The 15,263-nt window shown below is 72.3% G+C and carries 15 protein-coding genes; 12 read left to right on the top strand and 3 right to left on the bottom strand.

Translation table 11 applies throughout. From position 1 onward, the window contains the following. Nucleotides 1-6: 6 nt before the first annotated feature. From DRV96_RS04070 to DRV96_RS04100, 7 genes are all read left to right on the top strand, one after another. On the top strand, nucleotides 7-1,650 hold the full coding sequence (locus DRV96_RS04070) for an FAD-dependent oxidoreductase (protein WP_119288039.1): 1,644 nt from the start codon (nucleotides 7-9) through the stop codon (nucleotides 1,648-1,650). A 13-nt stretch (nucleotides 1,651-1,663) separates the two neighbouring features. Next, complete coding sequence (locus tag DRV96_RS04075) at nucleotides 1,664-1,882, top strand: DUF2783 domain-containing protein (protein WP_119288130.1); 219 nt, start codon at nucleotides 1,664-1,666, stop codon at nucleotides 1,880-1,882. After that, nucleotides 1,879-3,168 carry a homogentisate 1,2-dioxygenase gene (gene hmgA, locus DRV96_RS04080; RefSeq protein ID WP_119288041.1) on the top strand — a complete coding sequence of 430 codons (1,290 nt, stop codon included), beginning with the start codon at nucleotides 1,879-1,881 and terminating at the stop codon, nucleotides 3,166-3,168. The genes DRV96_RS04075 and hmgA overlap by 4 nt, the downstream gene beginning before the upstream one ends. Next, nucleotides 3,165-4,472, top strand: coding sequence for a fumarylacetoacetase (gene fahA / locus DRV96_RS04085; RefSeq protein WP_119288043.1), 1,308 nt, complete (start codon nucleotides 3,165-3,167; stop codon nucleotides 4,470-4,472). Before hmgA ends, fahA begins: the two co-directional genes overlap by 4 nt. Before the next feature lie 227 nt (nucleotides 4,473-4,699). Then, nucleotides 4,700-5,728: a TRAP transporter substrate-binding protein gene (locus DRV96_RS04090; protein ID WP_119288045.1), complete on the top strand. Its 1,029-nt coding sequence runs from the start codon at nucleotides 4,700-4,702 to the stop codon at nucleotides 5,726-5,728. A gap of 135 nt (nucleotides 5,729-5,863) precedes the next feature. Further along, entirely contained in the window at nucleotides 5,864-6,355 is a 492-nt protein-coding gene (locus tag DRV96_RS04095; RefSeq protein WP_119288047.1) for a TRAP transporter small permease, read from the top strand. After that, nucleotides 6,352-7,677 carry a TRAP transporter large permease gene (locus DRV96_RS04100; protein ID WP_119288050.1) on the top strand — a complete coding sequence of 442 codons (1,326 nt, stop codon included), beginning with the start codon at nucleotides 6,352-6,354 and terminating at the stop codon, nucleotides 7,675-7,677. Before DRV96_RS04095 ends, DRV96_RS04100 begins: the two co-directional genes overlap by 4 nt. Before the next feature lie 39 nt (nucleotides 7,678-7,716). Here DRV96_RS04100 and chrA read toward each other — a convergent pair whose 3' ends face one another. After that, nucleotides 7,717-8,940 (bottom strand): chromate efflux transporter, encoded by a 1,224-nt coding sequence (gene chrA / locus DRV96_RS04105; protein ID WP_119288132.1) that lies wholly within the window; start codon nucleotides 8,938-8,940, stop codon nucleotides 7,717-7,719. A gap of 255 nt (nucleotides 8,941-9,195) precedes the next feature. Further along, nucleotides 9,196-9,747, bottom strand: a complete 552-nt coding sequence (gene phaP, locus DRV96_RS04110) for a TIGR01841 family phasin (RefSeq protein WP_119288052.1) — start codon at nucleotides 9,745-9,747, stop codon at nucleotides 9,196-9,198. A gap of 189 nt (nucleotides 9,748-9,936) precedes the next feature. Here phaP and DRV96_RS04115 point away from each other — a divergent pair, with 189 nt between their 5' ends. The 5 genes from DRV96_RS04115 (at nucleotide 9,937) to argJ (ending at nucleotide 14,396) form a co-directional block, all read left to right on the top strand. Beyond that, nucleotides 9,937-10,902: a histone deacetylase family protein gene (locus tag DRV96_RS04115; RefSeq protein ID WP_119288054.1), complete on the top strand. Its 966-nt coding sequence runs from the start codon at nucleotides 9,937-9,939 to the stop codon at nucleotides 10,900-10,902. Then, a complete protein-coding gene (locus DRV96_RS04120) occupies nucleotides 10,899-11,354 on the top strand; it encodes an acyl-CoA thioesterase (RefSeq protein WP_119288056.1) in 456 nt (151 codons plus the stop codon). Before DRV96_RS04115 ends, DRV96_RS04120 begins: the two co-directional genes overlap by 4 nt. Further along, nucleotides 11,351-12,079 (top strand): nitroreductase, encoded by a 729-nt coding sequence (locus tag DRV96_RS04125; protein ID WP_235823271.1) that lies wholly within the window; start codon nucleotides 11,351-11,353, stop codon nucleotides 12,077-12,079. Before DRV96_RS04120 ends, DRV96_RS04125 begins: the two co-directional genes overlap by 4 nt. A gap of 26 nt (nucleotides 12,080-12,105) precedes the next feature. Further along, nucleotides 12,106-13,092 (top strand): 2-hydroxyacid dehydrogenase, encoded by a 987-nt coding sequence (locus DRV96_RS04130; protein ID WP_119288137.1) that lies wholly within the window; start codon nucleotides 12,106-12,108, stop codon nucleotides 13,090-13,092. 71 nt (nucleotides 13,093-13,163) lie between these two features. Beyond that, on the top strand, nucleotides 13,164-14,396 hold the full coding sequence (gene argJ / locus DRV96_RS04135; RefSeq protein ID WP_119288058.1) for a bifunctional glutamate N-acetyltransferase/amino-acid acetyltransferase ArgJ: 1,233 nt from the start codon (nucleotides 13,164-13,166) through the stop codon (nucleotides 14,394-14,396). A gap of 6 nt (nucleotides 14,397-14,402) precedes the next feature. Here the strand turns inward: argJ and ugpQ are convergent, their stop codons facing one another. Next, nucleotides 14,403-15,140: a glycerophosphodiester phosphodiesterase gene (gene ugpQ, locus DRV96_RS04140; protein WP_119288060.1), complete on the bottom strand. Its 738-nt coding sequence runs from the start codon at nucleotides 15,138-15,140 to the stop codon at nucleotides 14,403-14,405. Nucleotides 15,141-15,263: the final 123 nt, after the last annotated feature.

Raw genomic sequence — 15,263 nt, forward strand, 5'->3', positions numbered from 1 at the left:
CCGTCGATGGACCCGCGCGACCTCCCGCCGCAGCTGAGCGGCCACGAGATTCAGGCGCTCGAGTTCGGCCACCGGCGCTCGGCCGACGAAGACGCCTACGTGCGCACCGGCCAGCCGGTGCGGCACGCGGTGGTCGTCGTCGGTGCCGGGCCGGTGGGGCTGACGCTGGCGATCGACCTCGCGCAGCGCGGCCAGCGCGTGCTGCTGCTCGACGACGACCGCAGGCTGTCGACCGGCTCGCGCGCGATCTGCTTCGCCAAACGCACGCTCGAGATCTGGGACCGCCTCGGCGTCGGCGACGCGATGGTCGCCAAGGGTGTCGGCTGGAACGTCGGCAAGGTGTTCTTCGGCGCCGAGCACGTCTACACGTTCGACCTGCTGCCCGAGCCCGGCCACGAACGGCCCGCGTTCATCAACCTGCAGCAATACTACGCCGAGGCCTACCTCGTCGCGCGCGCGGCGGCGCTGCCCAACGTCGAGCTGCGCTTCGCGAACCGGGTCGATGCGCTGCAGGCGCGCGACGACGGCGTCGTGCTCGGCATCGAGACGCCCGACGGCCGCTACGAGGTGATCGCCGACTGGCTCGTCGCGTGCGACGGCTCGCGCTCGCCGCTGCGCCGGCTGATGGGCCTCGAGACCAAGGGCCGCGTGTTCCGCGACCGCTTCCTGATCGCCGACGTGAAGATGCAGGCCGACTTCCCGACCGAGCGCTGGTTCTGGTTCGACCCGCCGTTCCACCCGAACCAGTCGGTGCTGCTGCACCGCCAGCCCGACGACGTCTGGCGCATCGACTTCCAGCTCGGCTGGGACGCCGACGCCGACGAAGAGAAGAAGCCCGAGAAGATCGTGCCGCGCGTGCGCGCGCTGCTCGGGGCGGAGGCGAAGTTCGAGCTCGAGTGGGCGAGTGTCTACACCTTCGCCTGCGAGCGCATGGACCACTTCCGCCACGGCCGCGTGCTGTTCGCCGGCGACGCGGCGCACCGCGTCTCGCCGTTCGGTGCGCGCGGCGCCAACTCGGGCGTGCAGGACGCCGACAACCTCGGCTGGAAGCTCGCCCGCGTGCTGCGCGGCGCGTCGCCCGCGGCGCTGCTCGACAGCTATGCGTTCGAGCGCGAGTTTGCCGCCGACGAGAACATCCGCCACTCCACGCGCTCGACCGACTTCATCACGCCCAAGAGCGAGGTCTCGCGGCTGTTCCGCGACGCCGTGCTCGAGCTCGCGCGCGAGCATGCGTTCGCGCGGCGCCTCGTCAACAGCGGGCGGCTGTCGACGCCGTCGACCTACGACGGCTCGCCGCTGAACACGCCGGATGCCGACGCCGACTGGACCGGTGCGATGCGCCCCGGCGCACCGGCGTCCGACGCGCCGCTCGTGATCGACGGCCGGCGCACCTGGCTGCTGCGCGAGCTCGGCCCCGACTTCACGCTGCTCGTGTGGGGCCAGGCGCCCAGGCTGTGCGCCGGGATGGGCTGCAAGGTGCTCGCGCTCGGCCCCGAGCACGACGCCGACGGCTGGCTCGCGAAGCGCTACGACCTGCGGCCCGGCAGCGCCTATCTGCTGCGCCCCGACCAGCACGTCGCGGCGCGCTGGCGCCAGCCCACGCCCGCCGCGGTCGAGGATGCGGTGGCCCGCGCCACCGCGACGCTGTGAGGCCACGATGGCGATGCTGATCACCGACCCGAACCTCGACGCCCCGGACGACTTCTACGAGGCGCTGATCGAGGCGCACCAGGGGCTGAGCACGGCGCAGAGCCACGAGCTCAACGCCAAGCTCGTGCTGCTGCTGGCCAACCACGTCGGGCGGCTCGACGTGCTGCGCGAGGCGCTGGCCGCCGCGCGCGCGAGCGTCGAGCGCCGCGCGGCGACGGAGTCGAAGGCATGAACACCGAACTTCGCTACCAGACCGGCTTCGGCAACCAGTTCGCGACCGAGGCCATCGCCGGCGCGCTGCCGCAGGGCCGCAACAGCCCGCAGAAGCCGCCGCACGGGCTGTACGCCGAGCTGCTGTCGGGCACCGCCTTCACCGCGCCGCGGCACCAGAACCTGCGCACCTGGCTGTACCGTCGCCGGCCGTCGGTCGTCGTCGGCGGCTACGAGGCGTATGCGCAGCCGCTGTGGAAGACCGGCGCCGCCGACGGCGTCGCGATGCCGCCGAACCCGCTGCGCTGGCACCCGGTCGCGATCCCCGACGAGCCGCTCGACTTCGTCGACGGCCTGCGCACCGTCGTCGTCAACGGCGACGCCGACGCGCAGATGGGCGTCGCGGTGCACCTGGCGCTCGTCAACCGCTCGATGACGAACCGCGCCTTCGTCGACGCCGACGGCGAACTGCTGCTCGTGCCTCAAGAGGGCGCCTTGACGATCACGACCGAGTGCGGCGTGCTGCGCGCCGCACCGGGCGAGATCGTGCTGATCCCGCGCGGCATGGCGTTCAAGGTCGCGGTCGACGGCCCGTCGCGCGTCTACGTCGGCGAGAACTACGGCGCGCCGTTTCGCCTGCCCGAACTCGGGCCCATCGGCTCCAACGGCCTCGCGAACCCGCGCGACTTCCGCGCGCCGGTCGCGGCGTTCGAGGACGCCGCCGGCGCCTACGAGATCGTGCGCAAGTTCGGCGGCGCACTGTGGCGCGCGCGGCAGGACCACACGCCGTTCGACGTCGTCGCGTGGCACGGCAACCTCGTGCCCTTCGTCTACGACACGCGCACGTTCATGACGATCGGCTCGATCAGCTTCGACCACCCCGACCCGTCGATCTTCACCGTGCTGACGAGCCCGTCGGACACGCCCGGCGTGGCCAACTGCGACTTCGTGATCTTCCCGCCGCGCTGGATGGTCGCCGAGGACACGTTCCGCCCGCCCTGGTACCACCGCAACGTGATGAGCGAGTTCATGGGCCTCGTCTACGGCCAGTACGACGCCAAGCCCGAGGGCTTCCGCCCCGGCGGCATGAGCCTGCACGACGGCATGGTGCCGCACGGCCCCGACGCCGAGGCGTTCGAGCGCGCGACGAACGCCGTGCTCGCGCCGCACAAGCTCGATGCGACGCTCGCGTTCATGTTCGAGAGCCGCTGGCGCTTCCGCCCGACCGCGTGGGCGATGGGCTGCGGCGCACTCGACGCCACCTACGCCGACTGCTGGGCCGCGCTGAAGGACCGCTTCCAACCATGACGCTCACCGACGCCACCCACGACCCGGCGCTCACGAGCTGGGTCGACTCGGCCAACGCGGCCGACTGCGACTTCCCGATCCAGAACCTGCCGCTGGGCGCGTTCCGCCGCGCGAAGACCGACGAGCCGGTGCGCATCGGTGTGGCGATCGGCGACCAGGTGCTCGACCTGAAGCTCGCTGCCGCGCAGTGCCCGTGGGGCGAGGGCGTGCCCGAGCTGCTCGCGCCGCTGGCCGCGGGCGACCTCAACGCCTTCATGGCGCTCGGCCCGGCCGCGCGGCGCCGGCTGCGTGCGGCGCTGTCGGCCGCGCTCGCTTCGGGCAGCGACCAGGCGCCGTTCCTGGAACTTTGCCTCGTGCCGCAGGCCGACGCCGAGATGCAGCTGCCGTGCCGCATCGGCGACTACACCGACTTCTACACGGGCATCCACCACGCGACCGCGGTCGGCAAGCTGTTCCGCCCCGACAACCCGCTGCTGCCGAACTACAAGTGGGTGCCGATCGGCTACCACGGCCGCGCGTCGTCGATCGGCGTGAGCGGCCAGGTGTTTCGCCGCCCGCACGGCCAGATCAAGCGCCCGGACCGCGACGCGCCGGACTTCGGGCCCTGCCAGCGCCTCGACTACGAGCTCGAACTCGGCGCGATCGTCGGCACCGGCAACGCGCTCGGCGAGCCGGTGCCGATCGAGCGCGCCGAGGAGCACCTGTTCGGCGTCGTGCTGCTCAACGACTGGTCGGCGCGCGACATCCAGGCCTGGGAGTACCAGCCGCTCGGGCCGTTCCTGTCGAAGAACTTCGCGACGACGATCTCGCCATGGGTCGTCACGATGGAAGCGCTCGCGCCGTTCCGTCGCCCGTTCGCGCGCCCGGCGGGTGACCCGGCGCCGCTGCCGTACCTCGACAGTGCGTTCAACCGCGAGGCTGGCGCGATCGACATCGTGCTCGAGGTCTGGCTGCAGTCGGCGCAGATGCGCGAGCGCGGATTGCCTGCGCAGCGGCTGATGCAGTCGAACTTCCGCGACGCGTACTGGACGCTCGCGCAGATGCTCGCGCACCACACCGTCAACGGCTGCAACCTGCAGCCGGGCGACCTGCTGGGCACCGGCACGCAGTCGGGGCCGGGCCCCGACCAGGGCGGCTCGCTGCTCGAGCTGACGCAAGGCGGCCGCCAGCCGATCACGCTCGCTTCCGGCGAGACGCGCACCTTCCTCGCCGACGGCGACACCGTGATCCTGCGCGCGCACTGCGCGGCGCCGGGCGCGCGGCGCATCGGCTTCGGCGCGTGCGCCGGCACGGTGGCGGGCTGACGCGGGGCACGGCGTGGACGTTGCCATGCTGCATGGGCATACCTGCTAGTCGGGGCGCGGCATGATCGGCGGGAACTCCGTGCGCCAACAATGCTCGACCGCACGCGCGGGCGCCGTCGCGCGGTGCGTGAATCTGCGTAGGCGTCGCGGGACGGCGACCCGTTAACCTCGCGGGCCCGCCATCGGGGGCGGCCCGCTTCTTCCTTCCACCCTCTGGAGACACTCGCATGAAAGCCTGGACCAAGATCGGCCTGCTCGCCGCCGCCGTCGCGGTGGCGCTGCCGGCCGCCGCGCAGGACGTCACGCTGAAGTTCCACCACATCTGGAACACGCAGGCGATGGCCTCGGTGAACGTGATCAACCCCTGGTGCGAGAAGATCGCCAAGGAGTCGAACAACCGCCTGAAGTGCCAGATCTTCCCGGCGATGTCGCTCGGCGGCACGCCGCCGCAGCTCGTCGACCAGGTCAAGGACGGCGTCACCGACCTGACGATCACGCTGCCGGGCTACACCGCCGGGCGCTTCCCGGCGATGGAGGTGTTCGAGCTTCCGTTCATGACCAACTCGGCCGAGGCCGCCGCGCAGGCGGCGTGGGAGTACCTGCAGAAGTACGCGACGCGCGAGTTCCCGGGCACCAAGATCCTCGCGGTGTGGACGCACGATGAAGGCCTCGTGCACACGAAGGACAAGCAGGTCAAGACGCTCGAGGACTTCAAGGGTCTGAAGATGCGCGCGCCGACGCGGCAGACCAACAAGCTGCTCGCCTCGCTCGGCGCCGCGCCGGTGGGCATGCCGCTGCCGGCGATCCCCGACGCGATCAGCAAGGGCACGATCGACGGCTTCACGCTGCCGTGGGAGCCGCTGCCGTCGCTGAAGCTGCAGGAGATGGTCAAGTACCACACCGAGACGCATCCGTCGCGCCCGTCGCTGTACAGCGCGGTGTTCATCTTCGGCATGAACCAGGCCAAGTACGACAGCCTGCCGGCGGACCTGAAGAAGGTCATCGACGACAACAGCGGCATGGCGCTGTCCAAGCAGATCGGCGCGGTGTGGGATGCGAGCCGGGGCCCGGCGCGCAAGCTGGCGCAGGACCGCGGCAACGTGTTCCTCGAGCTGTCGCCCGCCGAGACCGACCGCTGGATCGCCGCGTCGGCCAAGCTCTACGACGAATGGGTCGACGACATGAACAAGCGCGGCCTGCCGGGCAAGCAGATGCTCGACGACGCGCGTGCGCTGCTGGCCAAGTACAAGAAGTGACGCCGGTCGGCGGCCGGGGGGGGGCACCCCGGCCGCCGACGCGCCCGCGGACGGTGCCCGCGCGACGGTGCGCCGCCCGCGGCAGGGACGATCGGCCGCGCGAGCGGCCTCGCCCCGTCTCCAACGGACGCTCCGATGCTTCGATTCCTCAACCGCGTCGCGTGGCTGTTCGCGCTGCTCGGCGGCGTGATCGCGCTGGCGGTCGCGCTGATGGTGGTCGTGTCGATCACCGGCCGCGCGACGATGGCCAAGCCGATCCAGGGCGACGTCGAGCTGACGCAGTTCGCGATCGCGCTGGCGATCTCGCTGAGCCTGCCGTGGTGCCAGATCCACGGCGGCAACATCGTCGTCGACTACTTCACGCAGCGCCTGCCGCGGCGCGCGATCGCGTGGCTCGACGCCGTCGGCGCGCTGATGCTGACCGCGATGGGCGCGCTGCTGTCGTGGCGCGCCGCCGTCGGCGCCATCGGTTCCAAGCAGACGTTCGAAGCGACGATGATCCTCGACCTGCCGATGTGGTGGATCTACGCGTCGCTGTCGCCCGGGCTCGCGCTCGCGGCCTTCATCGGTCTGGTGCAGGCGGGCCTGCTGATCGCCGGCCGTGACCTCACCCGACTGCAGTCATGAGCCCCACCACCGTCGGTCTGCTGATGTTCGCGGCGATGATCGCGCTGCTCGTGCTGCGCGTGCCGATCGCCGCGGCGATGTTCATTCCCGGCGCGGTCGGCTACTGGGTGCTGACCAGCGAGGCGTCGCTGCTGAACCTGCTCAAGGGCTCGGCGGTGGCGCGCCTGACGGTGTACGACCTGTCGGTGATCCCGCTGTTCCTGCTGATGGGCCAGTTCGCGACGCAGGGGGGCCTGAGCCGCGCGCTGTTCCAGGCCGCCGCGGCGTTCATCGGCCACATCCGCGGCGGGCTCGCGATGGCCTCGGTCTTCAGCGCCGGCGCGTTCGGCGCCGTGTGCGGCTCGGCGGTGGCCACCGCCGCGACGATCACGCAGGTGGCCTACCCCGAGATGCGCAAGCACGGCTACTCGGGGCGCCTGTCGACCGGCACGCTGGCGGTCGGCGGCGGGCTGGGCATCCTGATCCCGCCGTCGGTGCCGCTGGTCGTCTACGCGATCCTGACGGAGCAGAACATCGCCAAGCTGTTCGCCGCAGCGATGATCCCCGGCGTGCTGGCGATGCTGATGTACGCCGGCGTGATCTGGCTGATGTGCCGGCTGCAGCCGCAGCTGGCGTCGCCGAGCGAGGCGCTGCCGTGGCGGCAGCGCTGGCACGCGTTCGCCGGCGTGTGGCCGATCCTGGTGATCTTCGTCATCGTGTTCGGCGGCATCTATGGCGGCATCTTCTCGCCGACCGAAGGCGCTGCCGTCGGCGCGGTCAGCACCTTCGTCGCCGGCGTGCTGCGGCGCGAACTGACGCTGCCGGCGATCGGGCGCAGCTTCCTCGGCGCCGCCGAGACCTCGGCGATGGTGTTCATGATCTTCCTCGGCGCCGACATGATGAACTCGACGCTGGCCGTCACGCAGCTGCCGATGCACCTGGCCGACTGGGTGTCGCACCTCGAGGTGTCGCCGCTGCTGATCGTCACCTGCGTGCTGCTGTTCTACGTGCTGATGGGCTGCATCATGGACGAGCTGTCGCTGGTGCTGCTGACGATTCCCGTGCTGTTCCCGGCCATCATGGGCCTGGACCTGTGGGGCCTGGGCGCCGAGGCCAAGGCGCTGTGGTTCGGCATCCTGATCCTGATGACGATGGGCACCGGGCTGATCAGCCCGCCGGTGGGGCTGAATGTCTACGTCGTCAACGGCATCACGAAGGACGTGCCGCTGATGGAGACGTACAAGGGCGTGTTCCCGTTCCTGGCCAGCGACTTCGTGCGCCTGTTCCTGGTGCTCATGTTCCCGTCGATCAGCCTCGGGCTGGTGGCCTGGCTCTACGGCTGACGGCCCGGCGCCGCGCGCCCGGCACGCGCGGCGTGGCGGCTACGCGTGCAGCCACGCGCCGGCTGCGGCCCCCGCGGCGACGACCCACAGCGGCGACACGCGGCCGACGACGAGCAGCCCGAACGCGGCCAGCGCGACGCCGAAGTCGGCGCGCGAGGCGATCGCGCTCGTCCACACCGGGTCGTACAGCGCGGCCGCGAGCACGCCGACCACCGCGGCGTGGATGCCGCCCATCGCGCGCTGCGCGCCGGCGCGCCGGCGCAGCGCTTCCCAGAACGGCAGCGCACCGGCTACCAGCAGCAAGCCGGGTGCGAAGATCGCCACCAGCAGCACCGCCGCGCTCCACGCGCCGCCCAGAGGGGCCGGCATCACGGCGCCGAGGTAGGCCGCGAAGCTGAACAGCGGGCCCGGCACCGCCTGCGCGGCGCCGTAGCCGGCGAGGAAGGCGTCGTTGTCGACCCAGCCCGGCGGCACCACGCCGGCCTGCAGCAGCGGCAGCACGACGTGGCCGCCGCCGAACACGAGCGCGCCGGCCCGGTAGACGACGGCCACCGCATGCAGCAGCGTCGACGACAGCGTCGTCGCGAGCGCCGGCAGCGCCACCAGCAGCGCCGCGCACAGCGCCAGCAGCAGCGCACCGGTGCGCCGGCCGATGCCGGGGTCGCGGTGCGGCGCCGGCGACAGGGGCGCCAGCCGCAGCGCCCAGCGCCCGACCGCACCGCCGAGCACGATCGCGCCGACCTGGCCCGCGGCGGTGGGCGCCGCGAGCACCAGCAGCGCCGCGGCGACGGCGATGCCCGCGCGCAGCCGGTCGGGGCACAGCGCGCGGGCCATGCTCCAGACGGCCTGCGCGACGACGGCCACGGCGACGACCTTCAGCCCGTGCACGGCGCCCGACGCCGCCAGCGCCGGCCACTGCGCGAGGCCGTGCGCGAAGGCGACGAGCGCGACCGCCGACGGCAGCGTGAAGCCCGCCCACGCCGCCAGCGCCCCGCCCCAGCCGGCGCGCCCGAGACCGATCGCGATGCCGACCTGACTGCTTGCGGGCCCGGGTAGGAACTGGCACAGCGCGACCAGGTCCGCGTAGCGCGCGTCATCGAGCCAGCGTCGCCGCTCGACGAACTCGGTGCGAAAGTAGCCCAGGTGCGCGACTGGACCGCCGAACGAGGTCAGGCCGAGCCGCAGGAAGGCCCACAGGACCTCGAGCGCACGGCCGTCGCGTGCGGCTGCGGGGCTGGGGCGGGCGGGTGGGTGGTCGGGCATCGTGGCGGCGGCCGGCAACGGCCGACGACGGCCCGCGATTGTGCGTGGGCTCTGTGGGGCACCGCGGTCACGGGTCTGCGCGGCCGCCCCGGCCCGAGCGGCCCCGTCACGGCGCCGCCGATTCGGGTCGCCCAACGAAAAAAGCCCGGCGTCGCCGCCGGGCCGAAGGTACCTTGTGGAGGGTACCGAGGAGACAACTCTCAACAGCGCGAGCCGCCACGCACGACGCGGCGGCCCGGTGCGGTGCCGCGCGAATCAGGCCGCGCGCTTGCTCTTCGGCGTGCCCTGCGAGGCCTTGACGGCCGTGCTGGTCACGGCCTGGAAGTTCGCCTCGGCGACTTCGGCGGCCTGCTTGGCGGCCTTGTGCACGCTCTCGTAGGCGTTGTTGGCGGCAGCCACCGCCGACTTGACGAGCGCGACGGCGTTCTCGGTGCCGGCCGGCGCGTTCTTGACCATCGTGTCGACCATCGCCATGAACTTCTTCTGCGCGTCGGCCATCTGCTCTTCGGCGACCTTGGTCACTTCGGCGTTGGTCGCGGCGAAGATGTCGTAGACGTGGCGGCTGTAGGCGGCGGCCTTCTCGGCGCTGGGCTGCAGCATGCCGGCTTGCAGCGCGAGCAGTTCCTGCGCGTCCTTGACCGACAGCACGGCCTTCGTCGTGTCGGCGGTCTCGGCCAGCGCGGTCTTGGCGACCTGCATGTTCAGCTCGACCAGCTTCTCGACGCCTTCGAACGCCTTGTTCGTCAGGTCGAACAGCGTCTCGACGTTGGCCTTGTGGGCGGCCATCAGTTGCTCGGGGGTCATCATGGTGCGTGCTCCGGGGGTTGGGGTTCGACAGCGCTGCAGCGTCATGTTGCACTGCAGCATGAAGCGAAGTATAGGGTCTGTCCCAGGCGTTGCAAGCCCTTTTTGCTGCGGCGCAACAAATTAGGGGGTGCTCCCGGGCGGCACGCCCGCCGGCCGCTGGCGAGGCGGGGGCCAGAATGCGCGGCCACGATGCAGGCCTTCTACAGCGATCAGTTCGTGCTGCCGCTGCCCGACGGGCACCGCTTCCCGATGCCCAAGTACCGGCTGCTGCGCGACCGGCTGCTTGCCGAGGTGCCGGGCATCCGGCTGCAGCCGGCGCCGGTGGCCACCGACGGCGAGCTGGCGCTGGTGCACACGCCGACGTACATCGCGCAGGTCGCCGAGGGGCTTCTGACGCCGGCGCAGCAGCGCGAGATCGGCTTTCCGTGGTCGCCGGCGATGGCCGAGCGCGCCCGGCGCTCGGTCGGCGCGACGATCGCCGCCGCGCGCGCAGCGCTGGCCGAGGGCGTCGCGAGCAACCTCGCCGGCGGCACGCACCACGCGTATGCCGACAGGGGCAGCGGCTACTGCGTGTTCAACGACGTCGCGGTGGCCGCGCGGCTGATGCAGGCCGAGTGGCACCGCGCCCGGCGCGCGCTGCTGCGCGTGGCCGTCATCGACCTCGACGTGCACCAGGGCAACGGCACGGCAGCGATCTTCCGCGACGACGCCACCGTGTTCACGCTGTCGCTGCACGGCCGGAACAACTTCCCGTTCCGCAAGGAGCCCAGCGACCTCGACGTCGACCTGCCCGACGGCTGCACCGACGACGCCTACCTCGCCGCGCTCGACGCCGCGCTCGATGCGCTGTGGCGCGCGCATCGCGACGCGCCGCCGGGGCTCGTGTTCTACCTGGCCGGTGCCGACCCGCACGAAGACGACCGCCTCGGCCGGCTGAAGCTGAGCGCCGAGGGACTGGCCGAGCGCGACCGCCGCGTGTTCGACGCCTGCCGCGCGCGCGGCATCCCCGTCGTGCTGACGATGGCCGGCGGCTACGGCCGCGACATCCACCGCACGGTGGCGCTGCAGCTGACGACGCAGCGGCTCGCGCTGGCGAGCTGGCAGTCGTGGGCGCACGGCAGCGCCCGCGCGGCAATGGAACAATCGCGCGCATGAGTCCCCGCCCCCAGGCCCTGCTGCGCAGCCACTACCCGCGCTTTCGCACGATCACGACGCGCTGGATGGACAACGACGCCTACGGCCACGTCAACAACGTCGTCTACTACAGCTTCTTCGACACCGCGGTCAACGCGCACCTGATCGAAGCCGGCGCGCTGGCCATCGAGACGAGTCCCGTGATCGGCCTCGTCGTCGAGACGAAGTGCAACTACTTCGCACCGCTGGCGTTCCCGCAGACGGTCGACGCCGGGCTGCGCGTCGCCCACGTGGGCCGCAGCAGCGTGCGCTACGAGGTCGGGCTGTTCGGCGCCGGCGAGCCGCTGTCGGCGGCGGCCGGCCACTTCGTGCACGTCTACGTCGACCGCGCGACGCGCCGCCCGGTCGACGCGCTGCCGCCGGCGCTCGTCGCCGCCCTCGAACCGCTGCGCATCACGAGCGAGACCGCATGACCGCCGCCACCGACGCCTTCGGCCGCCCCGTCTTCACCGCCGAGATGACGGCCGCCGTCGACGCGGCAATCACGTCGCGGCGCTCGGTGCGCAAGTTCCTGCCGACACCGGTGCCGCGCGAGACGATCGAGCAGATCCTCGCCGTCGCATCGCGCGCGCCGTCGGGCACCAACACGCAGCCGTGGCGGGTCACCGTGCTGACCGGCGCGGCCAAGCAGGCGCTGTCGGCGCGCATCCGCGCGGTCTACGACGACCCCGCGCAGCTCGCGCTGCACACCGAGGAATACGCCTACTACCCGCTGCAGTGGGTGCCGCCGTACATCGACCGCCGCCGCAAGGTCGGCTGGGACCTGTACGGGCTGCTGGGCATCGGCAAGGGCGACAAGGCGCGCATGCACGCGCAGCACGGGCGCAACTACGACTTCTTCGACGCGCCGGTCGGGATGATCTTCACGATCGATCGCGTGATGCAGCAGGGCAGCTGGCTCGACTACGGCATGTTCCTGCAGAACGTGATGATCGCCGCGCGCGCGCGCGGCCTCGACACCTGCCCGCAGGCGGCGTTCACGCAGTTCCACCGCGTGATCGCCGAGCACCTGGGGCTGCGCGACGACGAGATGGTGGTGTGCGGCATGTCGCTCGGCCACGCCGACCCGGACGCGGTCGAGAACACCCTCGTCACCGAGCGCGCGCCGGTGGCCGAGTTCGCGCGCTTCATCGAATGAGCGGCATGAGCGCCGAGGAGCACCCCATGACCCGCCCCGCCGTGCTGGTGGCCCGTGCCGTGTTCCCCGAGGTGATCGCGCGGCTGCGCGAGCACTTCGACGTCACCGACAACCCCGACGACACCGTGTGGAGCGCGGCCGAACTGCGCGCCAGGCTCGCCGGCAAGGCCGGCGCGTTCATCACCGGCAGCGAGCGCATCGATGCCGCGCTGCTCGACGCGAACCCGCAGCTCAAGGCCGTGTGCACGATGACGGTCGGCTACAACCACATCGACGTCGACGCGTGCACCGCGCGCGGCGTGCTCGTGACCTACACGCCCGACGTGCTGACCGAGACGACGGCCGACTTCGGCTTCGCGCTGATGATGGCCGCCGCGCGCCGCATGGCCGAGAGCGAGCGTTTCCTGCGCGCCGGCCGCTGGATGAAGTGGTCGTACGACATGTTCGCCGGCAGCGACGTGCACGGCGCGACGCTGGGCATCCTCGGCATGGGGCGCATCGGCCAGGCCATCGCGCGGCGCGGCGCGCTCGGCTTCGGCATGCAGGTGATCTACCACAACCGCAGCCGGCTCGACGCGGCGGTCGAGCAGCCGCTGGGAGCGCGCTGGGTCGACAAGGACACGCTGTTTCGCGAGGCCGACCACGTCGTGCTCGTGCTGCCGTACTCGCCGGCGGCGCACCACATCGTCGGCGAGCGCGAGCTCGCGCTGATGAAGCCCACTGCGACGCTGACCAACGTCGCGCGCGGCGGCATCGTCGACGACGCGGCGCTCGCGAAGGCGCTGGCCGAGCGGCGCATCGCCGCGGCCGCGCTCGACGTGTTCGAAGGCGAGCCGAACGTGCACCCGGGGCTGCTCGAGGTGCCCAACGTCGTGCTCACGCCGCACATCGCGAGCGCCACCGTCGCCACACGCCGCGCGATGGCCGACCTCGCGGCCGACAACCTGATCGCCGCGCTGACCGGCGCTCGGCCGCCCACGCCGATCAACCCGCAGGTGCTGGGCCCGCGCTGAGCCCACGCCGCGCGGCCGCCACCGCGCCCCGGCGATCCGTCTTCACCGATACACACGTTGCGAGAACCGCCATGCCCGTCAACCTCACTGCCCCCGATCCCGCATCGCTGCACCCCGTCGCCGGCGTGCGGCTGGGCATCGCGATGGCCGGCGTGCGCAAGGCCCATCGCCGCGACCTCACCGTCATCGCGCTCGACGAGGGTGCGGTGGTGGCCGGCGTGTTCACGACCAACCGCTTCTGCGCCGCGCCGGTGCAGGTCTGCCGCGAGCACCTCGCAGCCGGCGGCAGCGGCATTCGCGCGCTCGTCATCAACACCGGCAACGCCAATGCCGGCACCGGCGACGACGGGCTCGCGCGCGCCCGCAGCGTCTGCGCGGCGCTCGCGCGCCAGATGGGCATCGCTGCGCAGAAGGTGCTGCCGTTCTCGACCGGCGTCATCATGGAGACGCTGCCCAACGACCGCATCGAGGCCGCCTTGCCGGCCGCACTCGCCGACCTGAATCCGGCGAACTGGGCCGTCGCCGCCGAGGCGATCATGACCACCGACACGCTGCCGAAGGCGGCGTCGCGCCAGGTCACGATCGGCGGGCGCACCGTGACGGTGACCGGCATCTCGAAGGGTGCCGGCATGATCCGCCCGAACATGGCGACGATGCTCGGCTTCGTCGCCACCGACGCGGTGATCGCGCCGCCGCTGGTGCAGACGCTGGTGCGCGAGGCGGCCGATGCCAGCTTCAACCGCATCACGATCGACGGCGACACGTCGACCAACGACGCCTTCGTGCTGATCGCGACACGCCGCGCCGGCCACGCCGAGATCACGAGCCTCGACAGCGCCAGCGGCCGCGCGCTGCGCGACGCGGTGGTGGCGGTGTCGCAGCAGCTCGCGCAGGCCATCGTGCGCGACGGCGAGGGCGCGACCAAGTTCATCACGGTGCAGGTCGACGGCGGGCGCAGCGCCGACGAGTGCCGCCGCGTCGCCTACGCGATCGCGCACTCGCCGCTGGTCAAGACGGCGTTCTTCGCCAGCGACCCCAACCTCGGGCGCATCCTCGCCGCGGTCGGCTACGCCGGCGTCGACGACCTCGACCAGGCCCTGATCGACCTGTACCTCGACGACGTGCACGTCGCCACGCGCGGCGGGCGCCACCCGGCGTACCGCGAGGAGGACGGCCAGCGCGTGATGAAGCAAAGCGAGATCACGGTGCGCGTCGACCTGCACCGCGGCAGCGCCAGTGCCGCCGTGTGGACCTGCGACCTGTCGTACGACTACGTGCGCATCAACGCCGACTACCGCAGCTGAGCCGGCTCACGACGCCGGGTCGAAGCGGTCCACGGCGTCGGTGATCAGCCCGTCGATGCCGAGGTCGAGCAGCCGGCGCGCGTCGCCGGGCTCGTTGACGGTGTAGGCGAGCACGCGCAGCCCGGCGCGCCGCGCGTGCACGACGGCCTCGGCACCGAGCGCGGTGTGCTCGACGACGACGGCCGCGCAGTCCAGCCGCTGCGCCTGCCCGAGCCACCTGTCGGCCAGCGCCTCGAGCAGCAGCGCGCGCGGCAGCTGCGGGGCGGCGCTGCGCGCGGCCGCGAGCGCGTCGGCATCGAACGAGCTGAGCAGCGGGGGCACGGCGGCCCCGGCCCACCACCGCGCCGCCAGCGCGGCGACGGCCTCGCCGGTCGCGCGCGCGCGCCCCGGCCCGGGCTTGAGCTCGATGTTCAGCGCGCAGCCGTTGGCGCGCACGAATGCCGCCACCGCCTGCAGCGTGGCCGGCGGCTCGCCGGCCCACGCGGGTGCCAGCCAGCCGCCGGCGTCCAGCCGCGACAGCTCGGCCCAATTCAGCGCTTCGGCAGGGCCGCGGCCGTCGGTCGTGCGCTCGAGCGTGTCGTCGTGCAGCAGGAACGGCACGCCGTCGGCGCTGAGCTTGGCGTCGCACTCGAAGGCGCGAAAGCCGTGCCGCCAGCCTTCGCGCAGCGCGGCCAGCGTGTTCTCGGGCGCCAGCGTGCCGGCGCCGCGGTGCGCGATCCAGCGCGGGTAGGGCCAGGCCGTCATCGATCGGGGGCGATGCCGTGCAGCCGGTGAACGGGGGACGCCGATCATCGCACCGGGGCCTGCGGCGCGGCAGCCCTGCCGGCCGTCGGGGCAGGGGGGCTGCGGTACGATTGCTCTCCAAGT

The organism is Azohydromonas sediminis (genome assembly GCF_003574675.1).
Lineage (GTDB): Bacteria > Pseudomonadota > Gammaproteobacteria > Burkholderiales > Burkholderiaceae_C > Calidifontimicrobium > Calidifontimicrobium sediminis.